Raw genomic sequence first — 26,249 nt, forward strand, 5'->3', positions numbered from 1 at the left:
CGGGAAGCCTATCCTCAAGCCTTGACGACGGCTGACGCGCTCGATTTAGGCGATTTGGTAGTCTTATACAAACGAGCCAAACAACGCTTCGACGAAGATCCGCAGTTTCAGGAAGCCGCTAGACAGGAAGTAGTTAAATTACAAGCCAAAGATCCCGATACGATTAAAGCCTGGAATTTATTGTGCGACCAATCGCGGCGCGAATTTCAGGTAATTTACGACAGATTGAATATCAAACTTACCGAACGCGGCGAATCTTTCTACAACCCCTATTTATCCTCCGTAGTTGAAGATCTCCGCGCGACGGGATTGCTAGTCAAAAGTGACGGTGCACAGTGCGTATTTCTCGAAGGATATATAAATCGTGAAGGCGATCCTTTACCCACGATCATCCAAAAAACTGACGGTGGTTATAACTATAATACTACCGATTTAGCCGCCATCAGATACCGGATTAAAACCGATACATCAGAGCGTATTATTTATATCACTGATGCCGGACAATCAGATCGTTTCGCCCAAGTATTTCAAGTCGCTAAATTAGCAAACTGGATACCTGAAAATGTTGAAATTATCCACGTTCCTTTCGGGTTAGTACTAGGGGAAGATGGTAAAAAAATCAAGACTCGATCGGGTGAAGCCATTAAATTAAAAGATTTACTCGATGAAGCGATCGAACGATTTAGCAACGATCTAAAATTGCGGATAGCAGCAGACGAACGCCAAGAAACTGACGAGTTTATCGCGAGTAGTGCCGAAATTGTCGGATTGAGTGCGGTTAAATATGCCGACTTGAGCCAAAATCGCACGAGTAATTATGTCTTTAGTTTTGATAAGATGCTCGCGCTCCAAGGGAATACCGCTCCCTACATGATGTACGCCTATGTGCGAGTGCAGGGAATCAGCCGTAAAGGTGGTATCGATTTCGATAATCTCGGAGCTAATGCCCAGATTATGCTCAATGAAGAATTAGAACTTACTCTCGCCAAACACCTTTTACAATTAGGTACGGTTATTAATGAAGTAGAGCGAGATTTATTACCAAATCGATTGTGTCAATATTTATTTGAACTCAGTCAAAAATTCAATCAATTCTATGACAAGCATTCAGTTTTACAAGTAGAAGAACCTTTGCGGACTTCCCGATTAATCCTATGCGATTTAACTGCTCAAACGTTAAAATTAGGATTGGATTTACTGGGTATTCAGGTACTAGAAAGAATGTAATTGCGATCGATCCCAATTCCCAGAGCGATCGAAATGTTAATATGATAAATATACTCTTACAGGATGTATCAGGATGACAGTTGCGATCCAAAAAATGACCCTAGAAGAATTCCTTGCGTATGATGATGGCACGGATAAATTATATGAACTAGAAAATGGAGAGCTAATTGACATGGCATCTGAGAGCGAAATTAACCGTCGGATTGCGATGTTTTTGTTAATATATCTCAGCCAATTGGGTATTCCAGCTTATCGGTTGACGATGAAGACAGAAGTAGCCGTTAGTGGAGCGCGGGTATCGGTGCGGGTACCGGATTTGTTGGTATTATCTGAAGAATTAGCTACGGAAATGGATGGGGCGACTAGATCGATCGTATTGATGGATATGCCGCCACCATTATTAGTAGTAGAAGTTGTCAGCCCCAACCAAGAGAAACGAGATTATCGTTACAAGCGGAGTGAATACGCTGCTAGGGGCATTGCTGAATATTGGATCGTCGATCCGATCGCCAAACAAATAACCATCTTAGAATGGGTGGAAGGTTTGTATGAGGAGAAAGTTTTTAAGGGAGATAATCAGATCGAGTCAACTGTATTGGGAAGCTTGGATCTGAATGTCGATCGAGTGTTACAAGCGCGTTAGCTAAAATTCTAACAGCTCGATCGATTCTGCACACCAAGCTAGCCATTCTGTCTCGATCCCGATCCCTTGGCGCAGGGTGATGTAGTGATAACGCTCGACATTGCTCAGTTGCGATCGATCTGGAAAGACTTGAGCTGCGATCGACTGATAGGTATGTAAGGTTTCTAAATGTTGAGCGCGGTGATGTTTTAATTCTGCCACGATCGTCTCAGATGAAGCGATCGATCCGGCAAATATTTTGACTAATAAATCATCTTTAAGCGGACTGACAGTGCTGGGTGTCTCGATCCACGATCGCAGATACTCCTCGCCTTTACTAGTCAGGGTATAAATCTTTTTGTCTGGGCGATGCTCTTGATGAATGAGCTGGGCATCGATGTAGCTTTGCTCTTCGAGTTTAATCAGTTCTCGATAGATCTGCTGGTGGGTAGCATTCCAGAAAAACCCTACCGATCCATCGAACTTTTTGGCTAGATCGTAGCCACTGCAAGCACAGTCATTTAGTGCTGCCAATATTGCATGAGATAGAGCCATGTGAATTTAGAATGACATAGTCAATTACTTGCATATTCAAATAAGTTAATATACTATATTTAGATATGCACTTAGTTTAGTATAGCTCGATTAGATAGCCAAACCTTTGAGGAATAAAACATGTCAAACGTCGTCCCCGGCAGATTTAGTGCCCAGATCGATGAATCTTTCGTCGTCTTTTTAATTGGAATGCAAGTAAATAATATTTGGGCTGTCAATAAATGGCTGCCGACGGCTCAGGCAATGGGGCCAATGTTAAATGTGCTGCACAAATATCCAGACAAAGGCTTTTTGGGACAAGAATCATTTTTTCGCCTGTTCCCGCTGTGTACGATGATGACCACATATTGGAAATCTTTCGAGCATTTAGAATATTTTGCGCGCAATACCGACGATCCGCACTTGGAGCCGTGGCGTGCCTTCAACAAATCGATCGGTAGCGATGGCAGTGTGGGCATTTGGCATGAGACTTATTTAGTCGATGCAGGACGATCGGAATCTATCTATGTAAATATGCCTGTATTTGGCTTGGCTGCTGCAACCGAGCATGTGCCGATCGGTAAAAAAGACACCGCCCGTCATCGATTGGGTGGGAAACAGTAGACTTCCTGCGAAAGTTAGGGAATAGAGGATATTTTAAAATCTTTTTATACTCACGATCGTTCGCATCCATCGTCAAAAGCTGAATTTGGAATTGCTGAATCGGGTACTCTAGAGAAACGGTGTATCACTAGAAGTGTCAATGCTAAATCTCAAGAATGTTCTCTCTGTGCTGCTGCTATTCGTTCCGGTGTCGATCGCGGGGCACTTTTTAGGCTGGAGCGAGCCGATCGTATTTATTACTTCTGCGCTGGCAATTATCCCCTTGGCGGCATGGATGGGGACAGCGACGGAAGAAATTGCTGTAGAGATGGGGCCTGCGCTAGGCGGCTTATTAAACGCTACTTTTGGGAATGCCACGGAACTCATTATTGCCCTGGTTGCGCTCAATGCAGGGCTGATGGATGTTGTTAAGGCGAGTATCACGGGTTCGATTATTGGTAACTTGTTGCTGGTAATGGGATTTTCGATGCTATTGGGTGGTTTGAGGTACAAGGAACAGACGTTTCAACCAATTGTAGCGAGGGTGAATGCTTCTAGTCTCAATTTGGCGGTAATTGCGATGTTGTTGCCGACGGCTGTAGATTATACTTCAACGGGTATCGATGATAGTGCCATTCAGAAACTATCGATCGCCGTCTCGATCGTGTTAATTTGTGTTTATGGTTTGACGTTATTATTTTCGATGAAGACTCATACTTATCTCTATGAAGTGAGTCTGGCAGATATGGATCCCGAAGAATTAGCTTTAGCTAATTTGGCTGGTGATGACGACCACGGTAAGGTCAATTTACCGTTATGGATTTCGGTATTACTCGGTTGTACTTTATTAGTTGCCGTCGAGTCAGAATTTTTGGTTTCTACCCTCGAAGTTGCTACCAAACAGTTGGGTTTGACGGCTTTATTCACTGGGGTAATTTTGGTACCGATTATTGGGAATGCTGCCGAACATGCGACAGCGGTAACGGTGGCGATGAAGGATAAAATGGATTTGTCTGTATCTGTCGCGCTGGGTTCGAGTTTACAAATTGCCTTATTTGTCGCGCCAGTTTTGGTTTTAGCCGGATATATTATGGGCAAACCGATGGATTTAAATTTCAATCCATTTGAATTAGTTGCCGTGGCGGTATCAGTATTAATTGCTAATTCGATTAGTTCTGATGGTCGATCGAATTGGCTAGAAGGTTCGTTATTATTGGCGGCTTATGTTGTCTTAGGCTTTGCTTTCTATTTCCACCCAGTCATCGAAGGAATCGGATAGGTTTAGACTTCGAGCCGTGATGTCTATTCCCTATTACCTATTCCCTATTCCCCATTCCCCATTCCCTATCCACTCTAGATGTCTAATTTGACACTGGGTAGGGAAAAAACATGGCAACAATCTGTTAATCTAGGGGTCATTGACGATAGTTAAAATACAAGTTGAAAAGGTGCATTATCTATGAAATTAGCTTACCGCTGTTTATTCGCGATCGGATCGTTCGGTGTTAGTATCCTGAGCAGCGCATTAATTAATACTCCAGCTCAGGCAATTCCTCAAGCTCAGGTAATTGCCAAATTGCAGAATATTCCTGTTTATATCGTTACCGACGATAAAGGGACGATGGTTGAAGCGACACTAAATACTAAAGGTCAAAACTCCACCCCGCAAGTTTCTACAGGCGTATTTTTCTCACAGCAAGACGCACAAACTTTCATCGATAGAAATCTTAAAGCCCAACAGCCAGATTTGGTTAAAGTGGTGAAAGTCACTCCCGTCAGCTTGGGTGAAATCTATCGTCGTCAGCAAGAAAGTAAGAATAAGCCTCAAGAACTTAATTATGTTTACGTACCAACCGCCCAGCAGTCGGCTTCGGCATTAGCCATCCTCAATCGCAACGGTCAAAAAGTCACTCGGATTGATACTGCTCCGGTATTTATCGCCACGATTAAATCTAAATCTGGACAAGACCAATATTTAAGTTTTAGACGCGATAATCGCGAGATCGTACCGATTTTCTTTAGTGAAGCAACACTGCGATCGACAGTTGGTAAAGTATATCCCAATCTGGTGAGTAAATCGAATATTCGCGTGATGGAACTCAACGAGCTGCTCGGATATATGACCGATAAAAACGATCCGATTATTAATAATTTTGAATTTAACCCCAACATGAATGGTGGTTAACTCGATGCGATTATCCGCAGGATAGGCTGTGCCAACGAGCAGAACGACTGTAGACTAGATCTACATTCATTCACTCACACCCGCCCCGCTCATGTCTAGCGATCCCGACTACCTGCAAAAAATCTTGACTGCTGCCGTTTATGATGTCGCGATCGAATCTCCACTCGATCGCGCCTCTATTCTCTCTGAGCGGCTGAAAAATCAAATTTTGCTCAAACGGGAGGACATGCAGCCCGTCTTCTCCTTCAAGCTGCGGGGGGCCTATAATAAGATGGCAAGACTTGCGCCAGAACTGTTGGCGCGGGGGGTAATTGCCGCTTCAGCCGGAAATCACGCCCAGGGTGTTGCGCTAGGTGCCAAGCAATTGGGGACTACCGCCACGATTGTGATGCCCGTTACTACTCCAGCCATGAAGGTAAATGCGGTAGCTGCTAGGGGTGCGGAAGTGATTTTATGGGGAGATACTTACGATGATGCTTACGAGCACGCTTACGAGCTGGGTAAACAGCTAGGCTTGACTTTTATTCATCCGTTTGACGACCCCGATGTGATTGCGGGACAAGGTACAATTGGGATGGAAATTTTACGGCAGTATCAACAACCGATTCATGCTATCTTTGTAGCGATCGGTGGGGGTGGATTAATTGCTGGAATTGCGGCGTATGTGAAGCGGCTGTATCCACAGACGAAAATTATTGGCGTGGAACCAGTCGATGCCGATGCCATGAGTCGATCGCTGGCGGCAGGAAAACGGGTTAAACTCGATCGGGTGGGATTATTCGCCGATGGGGTAGCAGTTAAGGAAGTTGGGGTAGAAACCTTCCGGCTCTGTCAGCAGTATGTCGATGAGGTAATTTTGGTCGATACCGATGATATTTGTGCGGCGATTAAGGATGTATTTGAGGATACTCGATCGATTTTAGAGCCTGCGGGCGCACTCGCGATCGCGGGTGCTAAGGCTTATATCGAACGCGAGGGCATTCAGGACGAAACTTTAGTCGCCGTGGCTTGTGGGGCGAATATGAACTTCGACAGGCTCCGATTTGTCGCCGAGCGTGCGGAAGTTGGCGAACGTCGGGAAGCGATTTTGGCGGTAACTATCCCTGAAGAGCGGGGAAGTTTCCGACGGTTTTGTACTTGCTTGGGTACGCACGATCTGACAGAATTTAATTATCGGATGGCAAATACCGACAGAGCGCACATTTTTGTCGGCGTTCGCGTGCAAAATCGCGCTGATACTACTACCATTATCGGTAAGTTAGCCGCCGAAGGCTTCGATACGCTCGATCTTACTGATGATGAGATGGCAAAACTCCACCTCCGTCATTTAGTCGGCGGACGTTCGCCTGTGGCTCAAGACGAATTACTCTATCGGTTTGAATTTCCCGAACGGACTGGCGCACTAACGAAATTCCTCAATAGTATGAATCCCGATTTGAATATCAGCCTGTTTCACTATCGCAATCATGGCGCGGATTACGGACGAATCTTAATCGGGATCGAGGTTCCACCAATTGAAATGAGTGCATGGGCAGATTTTCTCGATCGTACCCCATATCGGTACTGGGACGAACGCACCAATCCGGCTTATCAATTATTTTTGAGTTAGTTGCTACCCATAACCTCAGCGGTTAGAAATCGTAGGCGGTTTTATATACCAATCGCCAGGGTGCTTAGAAGAGTATAACTAGTGCTGCTACAAACCCGACTGTCTTGTCTCGCTGTCTTGAAAAGGTGCTTCACTTGGGGAAACAAGCGACGTTTGTGGGGGAAGCTTCCCCCACAAAGCTCGCGCCCCAAGAACGCACTTTTCGCAAACCGTCGGTAAACAGAGGCGTGCGCGAGCCGCTTTTCCAAAAAGTCGGGTTTGTGTCCTAACCGACATGGCAACATGAGTTAGCTATTAAAAAAGCCTGCACATGCAGGCTTAAAAGTTTCTATGAAGCTAAATATTCACCGATATCGGCTTTACGCTTGCGAAGCTTGGCAATTGCTTCGCGCTCGATTTGACGGACGCGTTCGCGGCTGATATTCAGCAAGTCGCCAATTTTAGCTAAGGTGAGCGGCTGAGTATCTTTCAAACCAAAGCGGAGAGTTAGCACCTGTTGTTGTTGAGGTGTAAGTTCCGACATCATCCGCTCTAAGTCTACTTGGAGCGATGAATTGGTTACGTACTCTTCTGGAGAGATTCCCGGATCTTCGAGTAAATCTCCAAGTTCGGTGTCTTGATTATCGCCCACCCGCAGGTCGAGCGATAAGGGTTGACGCGCGCGCTCTAAATACTCGCGGACTTGTTTGGAAGATAGTTCTAATTCGGCTGCTAGCTCGTTAATTGTCGCCGCACGTCCGTATTGTTGCGCCAGCGCACGTTGCGCTTTTTTAATTTTGTTGAGCTTTTCGGTTATGTGAATGGGTAAGCGAATCGCACGGGCTTTTTCGGCAATGGCGCGGGTAATCGCTTGACGAATCCACCAATAAGCATAAGTCGAAAAGCGATAGCCCTTACTAGGGTCGAATTTTTCGACTCCGCGCTGCATTCCGATCGTACCTTCTTGAATTAAATCTAGCAGATCGATGTTACGCTTGATATACTTTTTGGCGACAGATACTACCAGTCGCAGATTGGCTTCTACCATCCGGCGTTTGGCGTTTTCACCCGCAGCAACTGTTTTTTGCAGTTGCAGTTCGTCGGTACTGGCAGCAGTAGCCCATTCAGTCAAACTTGGCTCGCGACCGAGTTCTTCGATTAGAGTATTCTTGACCGCCACCAGGATCGTCAACTGCTGTACCTGCTTACCGTACAGGATTTCCTGTTCGTGGGTGAGCAAGGGCACGCGCCCGATTTCACGGAGGTAGGTACGGACAGTATCGGTTGATGCTTGAGCAGTTTTCATGACTCTGGCTAAAATGTAGGGGGAATTTTTTAGATGCAAAATCTCGATCGCAGGAGAGTGTCCGCTCGTTCGCCTCACTGGTAATATGTTACCAATTGTAGGCGCGGGAATGCTCAGTTGCCGTTGGGTTTCAAGTTTACGTTTACGCTTTCTCTAATAATTTTAACATTTCTATACAATTCTTGAGCGATTATTTTTATCCTCAGCCAATTGGCTGATGGTAAGGGTTCTGGTGTAATGGGGTCTCGATCGGGTCGGAATTTACGCCCGATTACCGCCAGATAACCGTCTCGATCGATTTACTTCTACTCTCATCATAGTTAAGATTTATTTACACGATCGCGATCGACAGCACAATTCAGACAAGTTACGTTCAATGCAGACATTTTGGTTGGTTCGTCACGCACACAGATTAGATTTTATCGAGCCGGAATGGTTCGAGAGTGCAATTTACCCTTACGATCCGCCACTTTCATTCCAGGGGGTAGAACAAGCCGTGGCATTGGCAGGAAAATTCGCTAGCATACCGATCGATCGCATTTTTACTTCTCCCTTTTTAAGGACGATTCAAACAGTCGATCCGTTAGCAAAGTTGCTCCAGTTACCGATCCGGCTAGAATGGGGTCTGTGTGAATGGCTATGTCAAGATTGGACTACGGAATTACCCAAAACGACTCCGATGGCAGAATTGATGGAATATTACCCAAATATTGATGGTGGTTATCAATCTCTTGTGATGCCTTGCTACCCTGAAACTATCGCGGCATTGAATACACGTCTTAATACTATAGCACGAAAACTGATTCAGAACAAAGAAGATCGAACTCTGGCGATCGCGCACAAAGGTTCGGTACTAGGGATCGCAAGTGCTTTGACTGGAAACGATGACTGGCGGAATTACGATTTGCCTTGTGGGGGCATTATTAAATTAGTTTACGATGGCGAGATCTGGTCAGGTATCATCGAGGGGTAAGCCGTGGCGGAGTGCAGAGAGCCGCGCTTGAGCTTTTGGATCGAGGGAATTGAATAGAAACCGTCCGGAAGATTGTTTTTGAGGGCGGTGCCGTCGTTTCGACTTTTTGGCACTAAAATCGACATCGGAGATCAGTTGCAAGGAGGAGATCCATTCGGCACCAAACCCAATTGCTGTCAGTTGCTGGGCGCGATCGGATGTAGCTACAATTAGTCTAGAAGCAGAATACTGAAGATCGTGGCGAAATGCCGCACAGAATTTTTCGATGTAAGTATCGGCAGTCTCTAAAAAGTCACTATAATGAATCGATAAATTAGGTGTAATTATCTCGCAATAGGCTGGTACATCGCGACTGTAGGCATCGAAAACTATTTTAGTTTGGTAGTCTTCAAAGGCACTGAAGTTAATTAGTGCTTCGACTAACTTATTCCTAGCGGCTTCTAAATCAGCTCTCGATCCCGAACTGAGCGGGTTGGTATTTGTATGTCTATCGTGTAAATCCGTCCAGGCTCCAATCACGTTGTAGCCATCAACGAGCAACACAGCTTGCTTTCGTGAGGGAGGCATGGTTCAATTTACAACCTTCTTAATAATTTTTTATATTAACTTATTTAATATTAGCAAGTTGTGGCATAAGTGGATAGGGGGTGGGGAAGATGGGAGAACGGAGATGGGAGATGGGAGAGTAAGAAGTATGGAGTATGGAGCGCAGTTCTAAAGTTTAAAGCCTAAAGCCCAGTCCCTAAGGGACTTGCGTGGAAATAACATTCCAGATATTTGTGGGTTTAGGTTGTGCCTACGGCAGGCTAACGCCACTGGTAGTTTATTAAATTGCAAGCCCCTAATCCCTAATCCCTAAAGCCTCTCTAGCAAAACGACTGCATAGGCACAGATGCCTTCTTCTCTGCCTGTGGCATCTAATTTTTCGTTGGTGGTGGCTTTGACTCCGATTTGTTCGGGTGATAATTGGAGGGCTTTTGCCAAGCGATCGCGCATGGTATTAATATGGGGCTTGAGCTTAGGACGTTCGGCGACGATGACTGTATCGAGGTTACTAATCTGCCAGCCGCGATCGATAATTAAATTATTGACTTGTTTTAAGAGTTCGATACTATCGGCACCCGCCCATTTAGCATCTGTGGGAGGGAAATAGTGCCCGATATCGCCCAGGCTTAATGCACCCAACATCGCATCCATAATCGCATGAGTCAGCACATCAGCATCGCTATGTCCGAGTAATCCTAACTCGTGTTCGAGCTGTACACCGCCTAAAATTAGTGGGCGATTGGCGACGAGCCGATGAATGTCGTAACCATTACCAATTCGGATGTTCATGAAGATTTGAGAGGTGGGATGTGTCAAAATATCTATTATCGATCGTAACGTACAGGTGCGCCTGCATCGCCCGGTGGCTAAAAACTAATCCTGTTATTACATCGGGCATCACAAGATCGAGATGTCCGATCGTGGAATGAAAATTGATGGATACAATTAAAGAATACGATCGAGATATCGTCGCTACCATTACCGCTCAATTGGACGCAATCGCCGCCAAAGAGCAGATTAAGATTCTTTATGCTTGCGAGTCGGGAAGTCGAGCGTGGGGTTTTCCCTCTCCAGATAGCGATTACGATGTGCGATTTATTTATCTGCGTCCGTTAGAATGGTATTTATCGATCGACGATCGCCCCGATACGTTAGATTTACCGATCGATTCATTATTAGACATTAATGGGTGGGATTTACGTAAAGCTCTCAAATTATTTAAAGGTTCTAATTCCGCAATCTATGAGTGGATTCAATCGCCAATAGTTTATCGATCTCATGGTAATCTTCCTGCCGAACTATTAAATTTAGCGCACAGTCATTATGCTGCTAGAGCGGGAATTCATCATTATTTAAACATGACGACTAACTGCGATCGAGAACATCTTCAAGCCGATACGGTGAAGTTGAAAAAGTATTTTTATGCCATCCGTCCGATTTTGGCTGCTAAGTGGATTGTCGAACGGCAAACCTTTCCACCGATGGTACTCGATAAATTATTGCCATTAATTAGCGATCGCTCAGATATTCTAGCCGAAATAAATCGGTTATTAACTATCAAAGCAACTGCCAATGAAGCTGCTACAATTCCAGCTAGTCCGATCCTCAACGATTTTATTCAATCGGAAATAGACAGTTGCGAAACTGCTGTCAAACTCATACCTAAACAAGAAACTGATACCTTAGCTCTCGATCGATTATTCCAGCAATATGCGATCGTCAATAACTAGAAAATAAATTTATCACAATTTTCAATGGATATCAAACACGGATTTACTAATACAATTGGCAACACCCCATTAATTCGACTCAATAGTTTTAGCGATGAAACTGGATGTGAAATTTTGGGTAAAGCTGAATTTCTCAATCCAGGCGGTTCGGTTAAAGATCGAGCGGCACTATATATCATCGAAGATGCCGAACGTCGCGGCACACTCAAACCGGGAGGTACCGTAGTCGAAGGCACCGCCGGAAATACCGGAATCGGACTAGCGCATATTTGCAATGCTAAGGGGTATAAATGCCTGATTATCATCCCCGAAACTCAGTCCGCCGAAAAAATCGAAGCACTCCGTACCCTCGGCGCAGAAGTCCGTACGGTGCCTGCTGTGCCTTATAAAGATCGGAATAATTATGTCAAATTATCCGGGCGTGTAGCCGCAGAAATGGAAAATGCGATCTGGGCAAATCAGTTTGAAAATTTAGCAAATAGATTGGCTCATTATGAAACCACCGGGCCAGAAATGTGGGCGCAGACCGATGGTAAAATCGATGCCTGGGTATCCTCGACAGGTACGGGGGGAACTCTTGCAGGCGTTTCTTTATTTCTCAAAGAAAAGAATCCTCAGATTAAAACCATCCTTGCCGATCCGATGGGGAGTGGGCTATATAGTTATGTTAAAACTGGCGAAATTCACCTCGAAGGCAGTTCGATTACTGAAGGGATTGGGAATAGTCGCGTCACTGGCAACATGGAAGGCATTATTATCGATGATGCGATTCAAATTGGAGACCAAGAATGTATTGAGGTAGTCTATCAACTGCTGCGGCGGGATGGCTTATTTATGGGCGGTTCGGTGGGTATTAATGTGGCGGCGGCGGTGAGAGTGGCAAAACAAATGGGGCCAGGACACACGATCGTGACAATATTATGCGATGGTGGAGCCAGATATCAATCCCGCATTTTCAACCCGGAATGGCTGGCGACTAAGGGGTTGAAGATCGACTAGGGGACGGGGGAACTGGGAGACGGTGAGACGGGGGGACGGGGGACTAGGGGCTTTCACACTATCCACTATCCACTGTTCACACTTCTCCTTACGGAGACGCTACGCTACGGCTGTCGCTCAGTGCAAGCTATTCACTATCCCAATTGTTAAATCCCGATCGAGTCAGTCATAATTATTAAGTAAGAGCGTTGCTGAAGAAAACGGATCTTAATATCCAACGATTAGAACCTTTCGATCGAGTAAAACGGAGCGAGTATTTATGAGTCAAAGTACCATGCCGATCGTCCGTAAGGCTACAGAGCGCGGACACGTTAACATTGACTGGTTGAATAGTTATCATACCTTTTCATTTGGTAACTACCAAGACCCTAACTGGATGGGGTTTCGGACGCTCAGAGTTATTAATGATGATATCGTTGCTCCAGCGAGTGGATTTGGCACCCATGCACATCGAGATATGGAAATTGTTACTTATGTGCTTGCTGGCGCACTCGAACATAAAGATAGCCTGGGAACTGGCGCAGTCATTCATCCTGGCGAGGTGCAGCGGATGACTGCGGGAACGGGAATTACTCATAGTGAATTCAACCATTCTGCTGAAGAAGCGGTGCATTTACTCCAAATCTGGATTATTCCCGATACAGTAGGTTTAACGCCAAGTTACGAACAAAAGCAGTTTCCAGCGGCTGAAAAACAGGGCAAATTACGCCTGGTAGCCTCCAAAAATGGTCGAGATGGTTCTGTCACCATCCATCAAGATGTAGACATGTACGTGGGGCTAATTAGTACCAATGAGAGCATCTCTTTCGAGCCGCAGCCCGATCGATCTTTATGGTTGCATGTGGCACAGGGAGAAATAAGCATTGACGATCGAGTATTGAGTGCTGGCGACGCGATTGCCTATCCTCCTAGTGGCAGTAATTTAACAATAACCAGCCCCACCAACGCCGAAATTATCCTATTCGATCTCAAATAAATCTAAGCCTCCACAATCAAGAAATAAGTAATACTATTTTGGATTTTGGATTTTGGATTAAAGCCGATCCCTTTTCCTGTCTCCCAGTCCCCTCGTCCCCTCGTCTCCCCGTCTCTCTATGATTGAAGTTGTCAGTTGCTTACATGTGGCGATGCTCGTAGCCAATCTCGATCGGGCAATCGCATTTTATACTAATGTTTTAGGGCTGAAACGGATCGATCGAGATTTAAAATATCCTGGTGCTTGGTATCAAATTGGCGATTGTCAAATTCATTTAATTGAAGATATCGATTATAGTGCGAACGATCGGATCGATCTTAATACGTCTACTCGTAATCCCCACATTGCTTTGGGAGTAGGAGATTTAGATATTATCAAACAACAGTTACTCGCAGCTAACTGCATTGTGAAAATGAGCAATTCGGGTAGAGCCGCACTATTTACTCAAGATCCCGATGGTAATCAGATCGAGCTAACTTTGGTAGGATAATTAACTACCATGCAATCTTATAAGTTAGCAGTCTCCATCCGCAAAAATTGCCATAGTGAGCTAGATCTAAGCATCAAGCGTGCTAAATTTGAGTGGCTCAATTACGCGATGGGTTGTAGCGTCAGTATTTATTTAACTTTTGGTACTTGCCCTACCTTCGCTCAATCCGTTCCTAATGTCGCAACTCCAGCAATTTGCGATGTTAATCTCACATTATTAAAAGCTACCGAAATCGGTACCGATCCCAATATCGTCACCGCCAATACCGTATCTCCTCAAGCCACGACAGTCCCCAGTTTATGGTGGACGAACGAACAATTTCCAGGGAAATTAGTCACTAATTGGATTGCCAATAGCCGCCAGCGGCAAGTTTATTTACTCGTCAATACTCAATATTGGAACATCTTAGATTATACCGATCGGTATGGGACGATCTCTAAATTTGGGCGAGTTGCACAAGGCTACGGCTACAATTTGACAATCTGCAACACCCAAAAGCTCGCATTAGGTAGTTATATTTGCGAACCTACCAGCGGCGAGCCTAATAGCTCTCAAAATTCTCCTAGCACTGCACCTCGCCAGAGTTGTCAAATTTGGTTGAATGGTAACGAGCAAAATGGCATTGGTATTCAACGTAAATAACCCAAGTTGCTAGTTCTGATGTTTGGATGTGAGTAGCTCCACGGTTGGTGATAGGATATTCTCATCAAAAACAACTCAACACTGTCGATCGACTATAAAGTGCGATCGATACCAAGACAATGGGAAATTTATCACTATCTCCCGTACTTCCGATCGTGAATGCGGATAATGGAAACAATCGATCGTCAGCATGAAACAACAGGCTTTTTTAAAAGGCATCTCGCCAACATCCCCGGCTTTCCTCTTGTTAGTACTAAGTACAGCAGTGATGGCTATTCACCTGACACTGATGTTCAAAGCTGGTAGTTCCGATCGTCAAATTACAGCGATGTTATTTTGGGCGACGGCTGCATATCTACTGTACGAGCGAAAAGAACAACTCAAGTTTCAAACTGGGCCGATCGCCAGTATCTTTGGTACCATTTTACTTGCCCTGCTGTTGCTCAAGTGTACTGGCTACTGTGAAGAATCGTTCTTAATCGGTTATCCCTTCCTAGCTGGAATCGCGCTAGCGACGCTCGCATCTGGCTTTCGGGGTTTTAAAGAATACTGGCGAGAACTATTGCTGCTGTTTTTCTCTGGTATTCCCGAAGTTTTGTTGGCAAAACTGACCGATCCTGCGCCGATTACGGCTCATTTTGCCAGCTCGATGCTGTGGTATGCGGGTTTTGCCGTGACTCAAAAAGGCATCTATCTAGAGCTTCCTGGCGGTAGCATCCAAGTATATAGCGGTTGCTCTGGTGTTGTGGCAATGACTCAATTACTCGGCATGTCGGTATTATTTTTGATGTTACTACCGTTACCGTGGAAATGGTTCCAGAAGCTAATTATACCTGTGGCGGCGGTCGCGATCGGATTTCTGGTCAATGCCATGCGGGTGTCGTTAATGGCAATTTTAGTCTCTAACAGACAGATGGAAGCTTTTAAATACTGGCACGATGGTTCGGGTTCGTTAGTATTTTCGGTAATTGGGACATTCTTGCTAGTGTTGCTCGTTTGGGCACTCATCGAGCTATTTAAGCCTAAGCCGCCAGAGGAGGAATCTCAATCATGACTTCTGTTACCAGTTTTGCCCGTCAATCGCTACTGCTAGTTTTATGTGGGGGTGCCATTGGCGTATTGGGTAATGCGATGATTAATAGCCCCAAACAATCGAGCTTGCTAGAACCCGTTGCTTTCAACTTCCCTCAAAATGTGACTTTACCAGATGCTAGCATCTCGGCAACTAAGCCATTAGCCGCCAAAGATAAAGTCGGCGCGGGACAATCGTATCGTTATACAACTGCGCCGTCGCCATCTAGCAGCCCCAAATCCTCAGCCGGAAAGCCTCAGGTTATCGATCTCGAAATTCGTTACATCACGGATGGGGTTGCCACTCGCCCGACGATGGATGCCATGCTGCCAGTATTTAACAACATTCCGGCTAAAGTCCTCGCGCCATCGACAATGAAAGAAGAACCCGGTTTGGGGTTTTACAGCTTATTTGTCGATAAGAAAACGGCTTATTTTGGGACTTGTATCAATCCGCAAGGCATTACGACGGTAACTGGCGATCAGTTTCATGCTAACAGCAACCCCAGAGGGGTGCCATTCCAACGCTTAGTACCGTGGTTGTTAGGACAACAGACTTTTCGGGATAGCCGCTGTTTGTGGACGGTGCTATCGACTCCGATCGATGAGGCTACTCCTGATGCTACGATAAAAACGTTACAAACAGTAGGCATAAATTGGGCGAAGTGGTGGCAAGGCAATTTTCCACCAAGCTAACGTTCCTGTCTAGATTTGTGTGCTGCGATTGAATTAAATTTAAAGGTGCTATTTAATGACTTCCTTTCTCGTGCTTTTTCGCTTTGTTGGTTATGGATTGCTACTACTGACACTCTTTGATGTGGTTAGTGCGGTAATTCCACCCCAATTTAGTAGTCCTGGTTGGCAGTTTCAGACTGCTGGAGGGTTTGTCGAACGCTCCGCAGTACCGCTAATTGGGTTTATTTTGGTTTTCTACGATAATCACGAGGCTCGTAAAAAACGCGAGCTAATCGTACTGAGAATATTATCTTGGATTGCTTTACTCTCTGGTGTATTCTACTTTGCATTAGTGGTAGTTTTCTTTATTACGCCACCCACTCTTAACGATCTCAGCCAAAAGCAAGTCGCCGCGCAATACGAGCCGAGAATCGCTCAAGCCAAACAGATTCAAACCCAGTTAGGCAAAGCCGATGCCGCACAAATCGAAGCTTTGATGAAGAACAATCGAGTCACAGGTCAAAGTGTCGAAATGTTTAAATCTAAAGTAATGCAAGAAGCAGTCACCGCAGAAAAAAACCTCACAACTCAAGCCGATTTGACTAATAGCGGTCAAAGATTGGCATTGTTTAAAAATGCGATTAAGTGGGGCTTGGGGGCTTTAGTTACAGGTGTGATATTTGTCAGAATTTGGGCTGGAACTGCCTGGGCGAGATAGATGGCGATCGCCATAATTAACCCAAGTTGCGAGTCTATGAGTTTTTAGTGGGATGGGTGTTAGGTTTTAGCGATTAGGTTTTGCGGATCGGATCGCGCGGAGGTTCCCTCTCGCCAGAGTGTTTCACCAAGCAAGGTTTTATCCCATCGCTAATACCCAATACCCAATACCTAATCCCCAAATCTTTAACCTTGGTTATAACTAGCAACTTGCGTTAATTAAATGATGCCATGTCCGCAGTCGGATACATGGCATCATTTTTCAATAATTTTAATTCAATTAGAATCGATCGGAATCGTTCGCGCAGCGTTCGCTTTGCGAAATCGCCAACTCTAGCAAATTTTATTAATGGGGGTGGCGAGACTCGAACTCGCACATCCGTTACAGATAACAGATTTTAAGTCTGTCGCGTCTACCATTCCACCACACCCCCAAGCGTGTATTTACGTTATTTAAATTAAACATCGCAAATATGTCACGGATTGCTAATATAGCATAAATATTAGATTGATGCAAGCCGATCGATCGAACAGTAAAATTGAGTCATCGATCGGCTCGATTCATCGCTACAATATAGTCTCAGCAGCTAACTTGAAGTGGCTGATGCGTGCAGTTGTAAATTCTAGATCCATCTACCCCCTCTAGAGGTATTGCTATGTCTAATCCGATCGAACTTGAAGGCAGAAGCTTTATTCCGGCTAGTGAGTTAGATATTCCGGAGTGGGGTTGTGTCGTCGGCGATCGCAACCAACCGACACTCACGCTCAAAAATGATGATATTTTCTTAATTACCGATACTCTGGGCAATATTTCTGGCTGTTCGCGAGATGAAACGATCGCCAGTCTGGGCTTATTTTGTCGGGATACTCGCTATTTGAGTCGGTTGGAGTTACAAATTGCCGGACGATCGCCGATTTTACTGACTTGCAACGCCGATAAAGGGTTTGCACTTTCGGCACTTTGCACCAATCCGACGATTGCCAATATTAACGCCGAAACGATTAGCATTCAACGAGAACTAGTACTCAATGGCGGTTTATTTGAAGAGCTGACCATTCATAATTATAATACAACGCCAGTCAGCTTTGAATTGAGCTTGAGCTTCGATGCCGATTTTTCGGACTTATTTGAGATTCGCGGTTTTAATCGCAAACAAAAAGGACAGTTGCTGCGACGCGTTCAGCCCGATCGGCAAGATCCAGCTACACCCATTAATGAATTAACATTAGCCTATCAAGGATTAGATGGGGCGATTTTGGAGTCGCACATTCAATTTGCCCATCGGTTGCCAGATTATCTCAAAGGTTATACCGCAATCTGGCAGATTGAATTAGAGTCTCATGCTAGCTGTCAAATCGGCTATCGTCTAGAAATGCTCATGAACGCTCGATCGGTATCGCGGGTGAATAGTCCGACGGCACTATTCCAAGCCAAAGCCGCCGATACGATGGAGGAGCAAAACTGGCGATCGCAAATCGCCCAAGTTCGGACAGATAATCCCAAACTCAATCAAGCGATCGAACGCGCCGAACAAGATATCTATTTATTGCGCCAAACCTTCGATTTAGCCAATTCTACTCCTAATAGTCCTAGTGCCAAGGGGACGGTACTATCGGCAGGCGTACCGTGGTTCTGTACCCTATTTGGGCGAGATTCGATTATTGCCGCCAGTCAAATTCTGATTTTAGACCCCACCATCGCCCGCGAAACTTTAATGGTATTGGCACGATATCAAGGCAAAGTCGATGACGAATGGCGAGAAGAACAACCCGGAAAAATCCTCCACGAGTTAAGAATGGGAGAAATGGCAAGGTGTCATGAGATTCCGCACACGCCTTATTATGGAACTGTAGATGCCACACCATTATGGTTGATGCTCTACGCCGAATATTATGCCTGGACGCACGATACCGATACATTAGATCGATTGTGGGACAATGCCCTAGCGGCAATGGCATGGATCGATCGGATGTGTGCTGAAACTGGCTATCTGGCTTATTTTCGCACCTCCGCGCGGGGATTGGTCAATCAAGGCTGGAAAGATTCTGGCGATTGTATCGTCGATCGACAGGGTAAAATTGCGACTGGGGCGATTACCTTGTGTGAAGTTCAAGCCTATGTTTATGCTGCCAAAATTCGGATGAGCGAACTGGCGCGAATTCGCCAAGAAAACGAATTGGCTACCCGTTGGCAACAGGAAGCCCAAAGTCTCAAGCAACGGTTTAACCACGATTTCTGGATTCCCGATCGCGATTTTATCGCGATGGCACTAGATGGTGCTGGCAAACAAGTCGATGGCATCGGTTCTAACCCCGGTCAATGTCTTCAGCAGGGCTTGTTATACCCTGAAAAAGCTAAAAGCGTCGCCGAACGCCTCCGCGCACCAGATATGTTTAACGGGTGGGGCATTCGGACTCTGAGCAGTCAATCGCCAGCTTATAATCCGATCGGTTATCATACCAGATCGGTCTGGCCGCATGATAATAGTTTAATTGCGATGGGACTGCGATCGGTCGGTGCAGTCGAACAAGCATTAGAAGTCGCCCAAGGCATTTTGGATATGACCATCCAACAACCTTACCACCGTCCGCCCGAACTCTTTTGCGGCTACGAACGCCTCCCAGGGCAAAGCCCGATTCAATATCCAGTGGCTTGTTCGCCCCAAGCCTGGGCGACTGGTACCGTATTCCAGCTCCTCCAGATGATGGTAAATTTAGTACCCGACGCACCGAGTAACTACCTGCGGATTCTCGATCCGGCATTACCGCCCAATATTCATCAACTGTCGTTTAAAAATCTCCGAGTGGGCGCAACTACACTAGATCTAGAATTTAACCAACGCGATGCCGAAGGCGAAGGCTTGCGTGCGACTACCTCCTGTCGAGTACTCAGAAAACGTGGCAATCTCCGCGTGACGATTGAAGCCTGATGGGAAGATGGGAGTTCGGAGATGGGAGATGGGAGATGGGAGTATATCTCTTCCCTTTGCCCTTTGCCCTTTCCCCTTTGCCCTTTCCCCTTTCCCCTAAAACCTAATCCTAAGATATTTAAACTAATAAGAGAGATTAACAGCGAGTTATGGGTACTTTAGAAATAACGAGATCGATTGCTTGGCTGTAGCTGCTTGAAAAGAGGAGCGAGTGCCAATTACCAACTCAATTGTGCGGCGATCTCCAGAATCCTCGATCGGGTTATCGTCGATCGTCTAGCCCAATACTACTATGTAATGGCACAGCATGTGAAGAAAAGCGATAGAATTAGAGCTAAATAGCGAAGTCCGTTAATTCAAGCGATCGCTCGGTTGTTTCATCTCAATTTAACTCCGAAATCGGCTAATTTTCGAGACAATGGCGGCGAATCCCCTACGGTGGGACGCTATGTCAACAAGAAATAGTATGTCAAGAGAAATGTTCCACTGGTGAGGCTCAATGAGCTACTGCGTAAACCCTGACTGTCCCCAACCTAAAAATCCGATTGATGCTTTCCTGTGCCAAGCCTGTGGCGCACGGTTGCTAGTACGCAATCGTTATCGAGTCACAAAATCACTAGGTCAAGGGGGATTTGGTGCGACATTTGTAGCGATCGACGTATCCCTTCCTGGTGAGCCGATTTGTGTCATCAAGCAACTTAGACCGAGTAATAACCATGAAAAGTTCCTGCGGATGGCGCGGGAGCTGTTCGAGCGCGAAGCCAGAACCTTAGGTAAAATTGGCAACCATCCTCAAATTCCGCGACTGCTGGACTTTTTTGAAGAACGGCGCAATTTTTATCTAGTTCAAGAATATGTTAGCGGACATACGATCCATCAAGAAGTCAAACAGATGGGACTCTTCAAAGAAGAGAAAATCCGCGACTTCCTGATCGAAATTCTCCCGGTGATTACCTATATTCACTCTCAGCAAGTCATCCACCGCGATATCAAACCCGCTAACATCTTGCGGCGCGAACAAGATGGCAAACTCGTATTGATTGACTTTGGAGCCGTCAAAAATTATGTCGCCCAAATGGAAACTCCCGAAGGAGTAGAGCAAAATGCTAACACCGCATTTGCCGTCGGTACGTCCGGCTATGCGCCACCAGAACAGTTGGCAATGCGGCCGATTTTTGCCAGCGATCTCTATGCTTTGGGCGTAACTTGCGTCTACTTAATGACAGGTAAATCGCCTAAAGATATCGAATATAATCCCGCCACAGGCGAGATGATGTGGCAAAAACACGTCCAACTGGGCAAGCAGATGACTCAAGTTTTGGGTAAGATGCTGGAAGTTTCCGTGCGTTATCGCTACCAGTCAGTCGAAGAAGTTCAACGTGCATTGGCATCAACCGCAGTTACTATCGATAGCCGTGCGGCTTTACCCGCGCGTCCGCAAACGAGTCCTAGCAATCCCATGCCAATTGCTAAAGCCGCGCCGCCAGGATTGCCCAGCAACCCCAACACGCCACCGCCTGCTGCTACATCTGCTTCGCAACGAATGGCAGATCGCATTAAAGAACAACGTGTGTCTCGCGACCCCACTAATATCAAAAATGGTGGTGAAATCAGCCGAATTGGTGCCGATATTCGGACGGGAATCGGTGGAGTAGCTCCCATTCAAACACCTCAGCGAGAACAGTTAAAGCTCGACGCACAAGGCGTACTAGCGGCATTCCGGCGGGGTCAAAGAACCTTTAGCGAGATGGATATTAGTACCCTCGATCTCTCTAAAGCGCATCTTCCTGGCATTACGCTCAGTAGTGCTAACTGCGCCTATATCAACCTTCAGGGCGCAAATTTAGCAGCAGGTAAATTTGATAAAGCCGATCTCAGCGGTGCGGTACTCAAAGATACCGTCCTCAGTCGGGGTTATTTTAGCTATGCCAATCTGCAAAATGCCGATCTGCGCGGTGCCGATTTGAGCGATGCTTATTTAAATTATGCTAATCTGCACGGTGCGAATCTGTGTGGGGCAAATTTAAAGGGTGTTAAAGTTACTGAAGACCAGTTAAATCAAGCTAAAACCAATTTTATGACCGTTTTCCCTAATGGTAAACGCGGCGGATTTTGGTAATAACAACATCTAGTACTAAATGGCAGAAATAAAAGCACCGTTCTTAAATACCTGCTGTTTTTACTAGATTAAAAAGAAGAACGATCGACATTCTTCGATATATAACTAATAGTTCCGCTCAGAATCGCCCCACCCATTAATACACTAATGGATGGGAGGAACAAGGGTTCCCACAGGCTTTGCCACACCTGTAAGCCCAAGGGAATGTTGGTATATTTGCCGATGACTGCGATCGTAAACCAAATAAAACTTAGCAGTACAAAAAAAACGTTAGCGGTCAGTAAGTTATTAATTAAATTAGAAATTTTAGCAATCATAATTACATTTTATTGAAAATTAAGTTTGCGATCGTCGATGTTTTGTCGATCGCAGGTCATGGTTTTTTTAAAAGCAAGCTAGGCAGTAAAATCTAACTAGTATCCTAAGTTGCTAGTTATAGGTTTTTAGTGGGATGGGTGTTAGGTTTTAGCTATTAGGTTTTAAGTTTTAGGCTCGATCCCATCGCTAATACCCAATACCCAATACCTAATACCCAAATCTTTAACCTTGGTTATAACTAGCAACTTGCGTTAGTCCCAATTTGCATCCAGGCTGTGAGAGCTGTTGCGAGGGCATCAGCAGCATCATCCGGGCGGGGAATTCGATCTAGAGCCAGTTCTCGCGCCACGGCGGCTTGAACTTCGGGCTTTTGAGCATTGCCATAACCAGCTACGGCTTGCTTAATTTGAGCGGGAGTGAACTCCACCCACGGAATGTGATGCTGGGCGACTACCAGCAAAATTACCCCTCGCGCTTGAGCCACCGGAATGGTATTCCCCATTTTATAAAAAAATAACTGCTCGATCGCCACTAAATCTGGTTTAATTTCGTCTATTAAACCGTGTAAGTCATTATAGATAGTCTCCAGCCGACTGCCCATTTCGGTACGGGGCGGAGTTTGGATAATCCCAAAATCTACTAACGTGACTGTGGCTGGACGAGCATTGGCATCGATCGAGATCGCTCCAAAACCCAAGCTGGCTAAACCCGGATCTAATCCCAGGATAGTGGTAATTGCAGTAGATCTAACCAAAAATTAATCTCACACCTATAATCATCAATAATAAGTATTATGGCTGAACCAAGAGATTAAACCTTTACGATCGTAATTATAGTCGGATTAAATGGGCATATAGGATCTATAGCACTTGCAGCTTTAACAGCTAAATTTTGATTTACTCTTTCCGATCCGGCTTAGTACCTGTAAGATTGACTCATCATCAAGTCTATCCATCAATTTACAAAATCTCTTATTTTTAATCATAAAATAATGTCGATCGGTCTCTTTAGACGAGCAGTCAGGAATTTAAGTCGTGGTGGTGGTAACATACCATCACAGGGCGGAACTCATTCCAGTGTCCGACGACTATTTCAGTGGTTATCTCCAGGAATTTTTGTCAAACGATGGTTGTTTACAATCTACGTTGGCGTGTTGATGACGCTTTTGGGTGTGGCAATTTGGCTCAAGCTCACCCCAATTTTCTGGTTATTCCAGCTTGTAGATAAAATAATTGAGTTTGCTGCTAGAGTTATTCCGCACTATCTATCGGGGCCGATGGTACTTGGCTGTGGTTTATTTTTAATCTTTTGGGGACATAGCCGTTCTTTAGGCGAAATTAGTAAGGTTTTACGCCCGGATGGTGGACAAACTGTACTAGATATGCTGTGGAATAACCGCCGTCTCAATCGGGGGCCAAAAATTGTGGCGATTGGTGGTGGTACTGGTTTATCGACGCTGCTTAGAGGTTTAAAGCTCTACAGTGCCAATCTAACTGCGATTGTGACTGTTGCAGACGATGGTGGATCTTCAGGGCGGTTGAGGCGCGATTTTGGCGTGTTACCACCAGGAGATATCCGCAACTGTATTGCAGCTCTAGCTGATGAAGAAAAATTGTTAACTGAGTTGTTTCAGTATCGGTTTGAAGCTGGCGACGGCTTAATGGGACATAGTTTTGGCAATCTATTTTTGACAGCGATGTCGGAAATTACGGGAGATTTAGAACGAGCGGTGGTAGCTAGCTCGAAGGTATTGGCAATTCGTGGGCGGGTTTTGCCTGCAACGCTGACAGATGTTTCTTTATGGGCGACACTAGCCGACGGACGCACCATTGAAGGCGAGTCGAATATCGGCGGCTCTGATGGTCAAATTGTCGAAATCGGTTGCTCTCCCGCTAATCCGCCCGCTTTACCTGCGGCGATCGCGGCGATTAAAGAGGCAGATTATATTATCATGGGGCCAGGGAGTCTTTATACGAGTGTTATTTCTAATTTATTAGTGCCAGAAATCGCTGAAGCAATTGCCGCACGTCAAGTTCCTCGGATCTATGTCTGCAATATTATGACTCAGCCAGGGGAAACAACAGGCTATACTGTGGCAGATCATATTGAAAGTATCGATTTAGCTTGCGGTCAAAGATTATTTGATGCAGTGTTAGTGCAAAAAAATCCCCCATCGGCTGGTTGTCTTCAGAACTATGCTGAAGAAAATTCTTATCCGGTGTTGCTCGATCGAGACGATGTGAAACAATTGGGTCGGAGCATTTTTGCGGTTAATGTGATGGAAGAAGATCCCACGACGCGCTTTCTCCGTCATAACCCTCGGCGGTTGGCTAAAGCCTTGATTCATTTCTATCGTCGCTCTCAAGAATATTCACCAAATCGCAATTTGAAGGTAGCACCGTCCCGAAATATTAAATCAGCCTGATTAATTAGGGGATAGGGAATAGGGAATAGGGTTATGAACGAGCGAATTGTACGATTAGCAGATGCAAAGGCTACCCAGCATTTGGGGATAGAACTCGGTAAATCTTTGACAGCCGGGAGCGTGTTGTTATTAACGGGCGATTTGGGCAGCGGTAAAACGACATTAGTGCAAGGATTAGCCCAAGGAATGGGTATCGAAGACTCGATCGTCAGTCCGACGTTTACAATTATCAATGAGTACAGTAAAGCGCGATTGCCACTATACCACCTAGATCTCTATCGCTTGAACCCTGCGGAGGTTGACGACCTTCAGCTCGAATCTTACTGGCTGGGATTAGAAACCGAATTGGGCATCGTCGCGATCGAATGGGCAGAAAGATTATCGCATTTACCCTCAAATTATATCCAGATCGAACTGACTTACGATCCGATCGAGGGTAGGATTGCTAAAATTTCGACAATTGAACGGATCTAGACTTTCGCCTAAAGCGATCTTCGATCGAGAATACATCATCCGAACTATGATTTATGTGATTACTAGAGGGACTATGATTGTCAGATAGCAGTCCATCAAAGTCCATCAGTAAATCATTTCAATCATGGTTCGGACAATATAGGAGAAGAATTATTCACAGAAATCATCTAAAGCCTAAAACCTAAGTCGGCACTAATTCACCTGGACGCAGGCGCGACCATTTACCGCTATCTTTAGTAAAGCTCAGACAACCAACTACATCCCATTCCATCTCTACACCATCATCAACAGTGCGGATGTTAACATTAATTTGGGGTTGAGTGGCTTCAAAGTTGGGTAAAGCTGTTAAATGTGCTTGTTGGTGTTGTTCCTCGACTGCATGATAGGTCGTACAGCGATCGACATATTCGCAATTAATACATATACACATCAGATTTTTAGAGGTTAGGGACTAACCGATATCTTGTATTCTATGCAATTTTTAGCAAATCTACCATTCGATCTTAATTTGTTACCAAAACCTGTATATGTGGTTGGTGGTGCGGTACGCGATGAATTATTGGGGCGAGTGAGAGCCGAATTAGATTTAGATTTGGTAATATCTACCGATGCGGTAGCGGTAGCCAGACGTTTGGCGACGGAGTATCGAGCGGGGTTTGTGCTATTGGATGCGGAACGTCACATCGCGCGGGTGGTATTTCCAGGAATGACGGTAGATATCGCCCAACAAGATGGTGCGAATATTACCGACGATCTGACTCGTCGCGACTATACTTTAAATGCGATCGCTTACAATCTAGAAACAAACGAAACAATCGATCCCCTCAATGGCACCCAGGACATCCAAGATCGCACGATTCGGATGGTAAGTAGACTCAACTTAGTAGACGATCCATTACGGCTGCTCAGAGCCTATCGTCAAGGGGCACAACTTAATTTTACGATCGAACCAGAGACACAGACGGCGATTCGAGAATTAGTCGCGCTGTTGACGACAGTTGCAGCCGAACGGGTATTAGCTGAGTTGCGCTATTTATTACAGACACCCAATAGCAGTCAGTGGTTGGCGGCGATAGTGAGTGACGAGCTATTGGCTGGT

Annotated in this window: 26 protein-coding genes, 1 tRNA gene and 1 pseudogene; 20 read left to right on the forward strand and 8 right to left on the reverse strand. The window is 45.4% G+C overall.

Annotated elements, in window-relative coordinates; all coding sequences use genetic code 11:
* On the forward strand, positions 1-1,227 hold a 1,227-nt coding region (gene argS / locus Q0R35_RS01950), incomplete at its 5' end, for an arginine--tRNA ligase (RefSeq protein WP_295613933.1).
* A 73-nt stretch (positions 1,228-1,300) separates the two neighbouring features.
* The gene (locus Q0R35_RS01955) at positions 1,301-1,870 is read left to right on the forward strand and encodes a Uma2 family endonuclease (RefSeq protein ID WP_295613935.1); all 570 of its coding nucleotides are present in this window, start codon (positions 1,301-1,303) and stop codon (positions 1,868-1,870) included.
* Here Q0R35_RS01955 and Q0R35_RS01960 read toward each other — a convergent pair whose 3' ends face one another.
* Complete coding sequence (locus tag Q0R35_RS01960) at positions 1,871-2,404, reverse strand: PadR family transcriptional regulator (RefSeq protein ID WP_295613937.1); 534 nt, start codon at positions 2,402-2,404, stop codon at positions 1,871-1,873.
* A gap of 120 nt (positions 2,405-2,524) precedes the next feature.
* On the opposite strand from Q0R35_RS01960, the gene Q0R35_RS01965 reads away from it, so the two are divergent.
* From Q0R35_RS01965 to ilvA, 4 genes are all read left to right on the forward strand, one after another.
* Positions 2,525-3,007 (forward strand): DUF4188 domain-containing protein, encoded by a 483-nt coding sequence (locus tag Q0R35_RS01965; protein WP_295613939.1) that lies wholly within the window; start codon positions 2,525-2,527, stop codon positions 3,005-3,007.
* A gap of 139 nt (positions 3,008-3,146) precedes the next feature.
* The gene (cax, locus tag Q0R35_RS01970) at positions 3,147-4,265 is read left to right on the forward strand and encodes a calcium/proton exchanger (protein WP_295613941.1); all 1,119 of its coding nucleotides are present in this window, start codon (positions 3,147-3,149) and stop codon (positions 4,263-4,265) included.
* Between the two features lie 180 nt (positions 4,266-4,445).
* Positions 4,446-5,171: a Tic22 family protein gene (locus Q0R35_RS01975; RefSeq protein ID WP_295613943.1), complete on the forward strand. Its 726-nt coding sequence runs from the start codon at positions 4,446-4,448 to the stop codon at positions 5,169-5,171.
* 91 nt (positions 5,172-5,262) lie between these two features.
* Positions 5,263-6,780, forward strand: a complete 1,518-nt coding sequence (ilvA, locus tag Q0R35_RS01980; protein WP_295613945.1) for a threonine ammonia-lyase, biosynthetic — start codon at positions 5,263-5,265, stop codon at positions 6,778-6,780.
* A 328-nt stretch (positions 6,781-7,108) separates the two neighbouring features.
* On the opposite strand, the gene Q0R35_RS01985 is transcribed toward ilvA, so the two are convergent.
* Complete coding sequence (locus Q0R35_RS01985; protein WP_295613947.1) at positions 7,109-8,065, reverse strand: RNA polymerase sigma factor, RpoD/SigA family; 957 nt, start codon at positions 8,063-8,065, stop codon at positions 7,109-7,111.
* 376 nt (positions 8,066-8,441) lie between these two features.
* Between Q0R35_RS01985 and Q0R35_RS01990 the strand changes: the two genes are divergently transcribed.
* Positions 8,442-9,038, forward strand: a complete 597-nt coding sequence (locus Q0R35_RS01990; protein ID WP_295613949.1) for a histidine phosphatase family protein — start codon at positions 8,442-8,444, stop codon at positions 9,036-9,038.
* On the opposite strand, the gene Q0R35_RS01995 is transcribed toward Q0R35_RS01990, so the two are convergent.
* Together Q0R35_RS01995 and ispF are read right to left on the reverse strand one after the other, a co-directional pair.
* On the reverse strand, positions 9,018-9,605 hold the full coding sequence (locus Q0R35_RS01995; protein ID WP_295613951.1) for an NYN domain-containing protein: 588 nt from the start codon (positions 9,603-9,605) through the stop codon (positions 9,018-9,020). The two genes, Q0R35_RS01990 and Q0R35_RS01995, sit on opposite strands and share 21 nt — an antisense overlap.
* A 288-nt stretch (positions 9,606-9,893) precedes the next feature.
* Positions 9,894-10,373 (reverse strand): 2-C-methyl-D-erythritol 2,4-cyclodiphosphate synthase, encoded by a 480-nt coding sequence (gene ispF, locus Q0R35_RS02000; protein WP_295613953.1) that lies wholly within the window; start codon positions 10,371-10,373, stop codon positions 9,894-9,896.
* Between the two features lie 146 nt (positions 10,374-10,519).
* On the opposite strand from ispF, the gene Q0R35_RS02005 reads away from it, so the two are divergent.
* The 8 genes from Q0R35_RS02005 (at position 10,520) to Q0R35_RS02040 (ending at position 16,885) form a co-directional block, all read left to right on the forward strand.
* Complete coding sequence (locus tag Q0R35_RS02005) at positions 10,520-11,314, forward strand: nucleotidyltransferase domain-containing protein (protein ID WP_295613955.1); 795 nt, start codon at positions 10,520-10,522, stop codon at positions 11,312-11,314.
* A 24-nt stretch (positions 11,315-11,338) separates the two neighbouring features.
* Positions 11,339-12,313 (forward strand): cysteine synthase A, encoded by a 975-nt coding sequence (locus Q0R35_RS02010; RefSeq protein WP_295613957.1) that lies wholly within the window; start codon positions 11,339-11,341, stop codon positions 12,311-12,313.
* 259 nt (positions 12,314-12,572) lie between these two features.
* Entirely contained in the window at positions 12,573-13,289 is a 717-nt protein-coding gene (locus Q0R35_RS02015) for a pirin family protein (RefSeq protein ID WP_295613959.1), read from the forward strand.
* A gap of 121 nt (positions 13,290-13,410) precedes the next feature.
* Positions 13,411-13,779 carry a VOC family protein gene (locus Q0R35_RS02020; RefSeq protein WP_366944800.1) on the forward strand — a complete coding sequence of 123 codons (369 nt, stop codon included), beginning with the start codon at positions 13,411-13,413 and terminating at the stop codon, positions 13,777-13,779.
* Positions 13,780-13,788: 9 nt separating this feature from the next.
* Complete coding sequence (locus tag Q0R35_RS02025) at positions 13,789-14,421, forward strand: hypothetical protein (protein ID WP_295613963.1); 633 nt, start codon at positions 13,789-13,791, stop codon at positions 14,419-14,421.
* A 190-nt stretch (positions 14,422-14,611) separates the two neighbouring features.
* Positions 14,612-15,475, forward strand: a complete 864-nt coding sequence (gene crtA / locus Q0R35_RS02030; RefSeq protein ID WP_295613965.1) for a cyanoexosortase A — start codon at positions 14,612-14,614, stop codon at positions 15,473-15,475.
* Positions 15,472-16,188 carry a cyanoexosortase A system-associated protein gene (locus Q0R35_RS02035; protein WP_295613967.1) on the forward strand — a complete coding sequence of 239 codons (717 nt, stop codon included), beginning with the start codon at positions 15,472-15,474 and terminating at the stop codon, positions 16,186-16,188. The genes crtA and Q0R35_RS02035 overlap by 4 nt, the downstream gene beginning before the upstream one ends.
* A 55-nt stretch (positions 16,189-16,243) precedes the next feature.
* Positions 16,244-16,885, forward strand: a complete 642-nt coding sequence (locus tag Q0R35_RS02040; RefSeq protein ID WP_295613969.1) for an HpsJ family protein — start codon at positions 16,244-16,246, stop codon at positions 16,883-16,885.
* A 349-nt stretch (positions 16,886-17,234) separates the two neighbouring features.
* On the opposite strand, the gene Q0R35_RS02045 is transcribed toward Q0R35_RS02040, so the two are convergent.
* A tRNA-Leu gene (locus tag Q0R35_RS02045) sits at positions 17,235-17,318 on the reverse strand.
* 222 nt (positions 17,319-17,540) lie between these two features.
* Here Q0R35_RS02045 and Q0R35_RS02050 point away from each other — a divergent pair.
* Together Q0R35_RS02050 and Q0R35_RS02055 are read left to right on the forward strand one after the other, a co-directional pair.
* Complete coding sequence (locus Q0R35_RS02050; protein ID WP_295613971.1) at positions 17,541-19,814, forward strand: amylo-alpha-1,6-glucosidase; 2,274 nt, start codon at positions 17,541-17,543, stop codon at positions 19,812-19,814.
* Positions 19,815-20,313: 499 nt separating this feature from the next.
* A complete protein-coding gene (locus Q0R35_RS02055) occupies positions 20,314-21,933 on the forward strand; it encodes a serine/threonine-protein kinase (protein WP_295613973.1) in 1,620 nt (539 codons plus the stop codon).
* Between the two features lie 68 nt (positions 21,934-22,001).
* Here the strand turns inward: Q0R35_RS02055 and Q0R35_RS02060 are convergent, their stop codons facing one another.
* Entirely contained in the window at positions 22,002-22,250 is a 249-nt protein-coding gene (locus Q0R35_RS02060) for a hypothetical protein (protein ID WP_295613975.1), read from the reverse strand.
* A 239-nt stretch (positions 22,251-22,489) separates the two neighbouring features.
* Positions 22,490-23,005: a crossover junction endodeoxyribonuclease RuvC gene (gene ruvC, locus Q0R35_RS02065; RefSeq protein WP_295613977.1), complete on the reverse strand. Its 516-nt coding sequence runs from the start codon at positions 23,003-23,005 to the stop codon at positions 22,490-22,492.
* Between the two features lie 237 nt (positions 23,006-23,242).
* On the opposite strand from ruvC, the gene Q0R35_RS02070 reads away from it, so the two are divergent.
* Together Q0R35_RS02070 and tsaE are read left to right on the forward strand one after the other, a co-directional pair.
* Positions 23,243-24,676, forward strand: coding sequence for a gluconeogenesis factor YvcK family protein (locus tag Q0R35_RS02070; RefSeq protein ID WP_295613979.1), 1,434 nt, complete (start codon positions 23,243-23,245; stop codon positions 24,674-24,676).
* 33 nt (positions 24,677-24,709) lie between these two features.
* Positions 24,710-25,150 (forward strand): tRNA (adenosine(37)-N6)-threonylcarbamoyltransferase complex ATPase subunit type 1 TsaE, encoded by a 441-nt coding sequence (tsaE, locus tag Q0R35_RS02075; RefSeq protein WP_295613981.1) that lies wholly within the window; start codon positions 24,710-24,712, stop codon positions 25,148-25,150.
* A 181-nt stretch (positions 25,151-25,331) separates the two neighbouring features.
* Here tsaE and Q0R35_RS02080 read toward each other — a convergent pair whose 3' ends face one another.
* Entirely contained in the window at positions 25,332-25,580 is a 249-nt protein-coding gene (locus tag Q0R35_RS02080) for a Ycf34 family protein (protein WP_295613983.1), read from the reverse strand.
* 42 nt (positions 25,581-25,622) lie between these two features.
* Between Q0R35_RS02080 and Q0R35_RS02085 the strand changes: the two are divergent.
* Positions 25,623-26,249, forward strand: a pseudogene (locus Q0R35_RS02085) (CCA tRNA nucleotidyltransferase); the annotation flags it as partial.

It is taken from the genome of Chamaesiphon sp. GL140_3_metabinner_50 (assembly GCF_025361915.1).
Classification (GTDB): Bacteria; Cyanobacteriota; Cyanobacteriia; order Cyanobacteriales; family Chamaesiphonaceae; genus Chamaesiphon.

What these genes read in the sequence shown, in the direction of transcription:
- Q0R35_RS01955 (WP_295613935.1), top strand. Translation starts at nt 1,301, where the DNA reads ATGACAGTTGCGATCCAAAAAATGACCCTAGAAGAATTCCTTGCGTAT.
- Q0R35_RS01960 (WP_295613937.1), bottom strand. Translation starts at nt 2,404, where the DNA reads ATGGCTCTATCTCATGCAATATTGGCAGCACTAAATGACTGTGCTTGC.
- Q0R35_RS01965 (WP_295613939.1), top strand. Translation starts at nt 2,525, where the DNA reads ATGTCAAACGTCGTCCCCGGCAGATTTAGTGCCCAGATCGATGAATCT.
- cax (WP_295613941.1), top strand. Translation starts at nt 3,147, where the DNA reads ATGCTAAATCTCAAGAATGTTCTCTCTGTGCTGCTGCTATTCGTTCCG.
- Q0R35_RS01975 (WP_295613943.1), top strand. Translation starts at nt 4,446, where the DNA reads ATGAAATTAGCTTACCGCTGTTTATTCGCGATCGGATCGTTCGGTGTT.
- ilvA (WP_295613945.1), top strand. Translation starts at nt 5,263, where the DNA reads ATGTCTAGCGATCCCGACTACCTGCAAAAAATCTTGACTGCTGCCGTT.
- Q0R35_RS01985 (WP_295613947.1), bottom strand. Translation starts at nt 8,065, where the DNA reads ATGAAAACTGCTCAAGCATCAACCGATACTGTCCGTACCTACCTCCGT.
- Q0R35_RS01990 (WP_295613949.1), top strand. Translation starts at nt 8,442, where the DNA reads ATGCAGACATTTTGGTTGGTTCGTCACGCACACAGATTAGATTTTATC.
- Q0R35_RS01995 (WP_295613951.1), bottom strand. Translation starts at nt 9,605, where the DNA reads ATGCCTCCCTCACGAAAGCAAGCTGTGTTGCTCGTTGATGGCTACAAC.
- ispF (WP_295613953.1), bottom strand. Translation starts at nt 10,373, where the DNA reads ATGAACATCCGAATTGGTAATGGTTACGACATTCATCGGCTCGTCGCC.
- Q0R35_RS02005 (WP_295613955.1), top strand. Translation starts at nt 10,520, where the DNA reads ATGGATACAATTAAAGAATACGATCGAGATATCGTCGCTACCATTACC.
- Q0R35_RS02010 (WP_295613957.1), top strand. Translation starts at nt 11,339, where the DNA reads ATGGATATCAAACACGGATTTACTAATACAATTGGCAACACCCCATTA.
- Q0R35_RS02015 (WP_295613959.1), top strand. Translation starts at nt 12,573, where the DNA reads ATGAGTCAAAGTACCATGCCGATCGTCCGTAAGGCTACAGAGCGCGGA.
- Q0R35_RS02025 (WP_295613963.1), top strand. Translation starts at nt 13,789, where the DNA reads ATGCAATCTTATAAGTTAGCAGTCTCCATCCGCAAAAATTGCCATAGT.
- crtA (WP_295613965.1), top strand. Translation starts at nt 14,612, where the DNA reads ATGAAACAACAGGCTTTTTTAAAAGGCATCTCGCCAACATCCCCGGCT.
- Q0R35_RS02035 (WP_295613967.1), top strand. Translation starts at nt 15,472, where the DNA reads ATGACTTCTGTTACCAGTTTTGCCCGTCAATCGCTACTGCTAGTTTTA.
- Q0R35_RS02040 (WP_295613969.1), top strand. Translation starts at nt 16,244, where the DNA reads ATGACTTCCTTTCTCGTGCTTTTTCGCTTTGTTGGTTATGGATTGCTA.
- Q0R35_RS02050 (WP_295613971.1), top strand. Translation starts at nt 17,541, where the DNA reads ATGTCTAATCCGATCGAACTTGAAGGCAGAAGCTTTATTCCGGCTAGT.
- Q0R35_RS02055 (WP_295613973.1), top strand. Translation starts at nt 20,314, where the DNA reads ATGAGCTACTGCGTAAACCCTGACTGTCCCCAACCTAAAAATCCGATT.
- Q0R35_RS02060 (WP_295613975.1), bottom strand. Translation starts at nt 22,250, where the DNA reads ATGATTGCTAAAATTTCTAATTTAATTAATAACTTACTGACCGCTAAC.
- Q0R35_RS02070 (WP_295613979.1), top strand. Translation starts at nt 23,243, where the DNA reads ATGTCGATCGGTCTCTTTAGACGAGCAGTCAGGAATTTAAGTCGTGGT.
- tsaE (WP_295613981.1), top strand. Translation starts at nt 24,710, where the DNA reads ATGAACGAGCGAATTGTACGATTAGCAGATGCAAAGGCTACCCAGCAT.
- Q0R35_RS02080 (WP_295613983.1), bottom strand. Translation starts at nt 25,580, where the DNA reads ATGTGTATATGTATTAATTGCGAATATGTCGATCGCTGTACGACCTAT.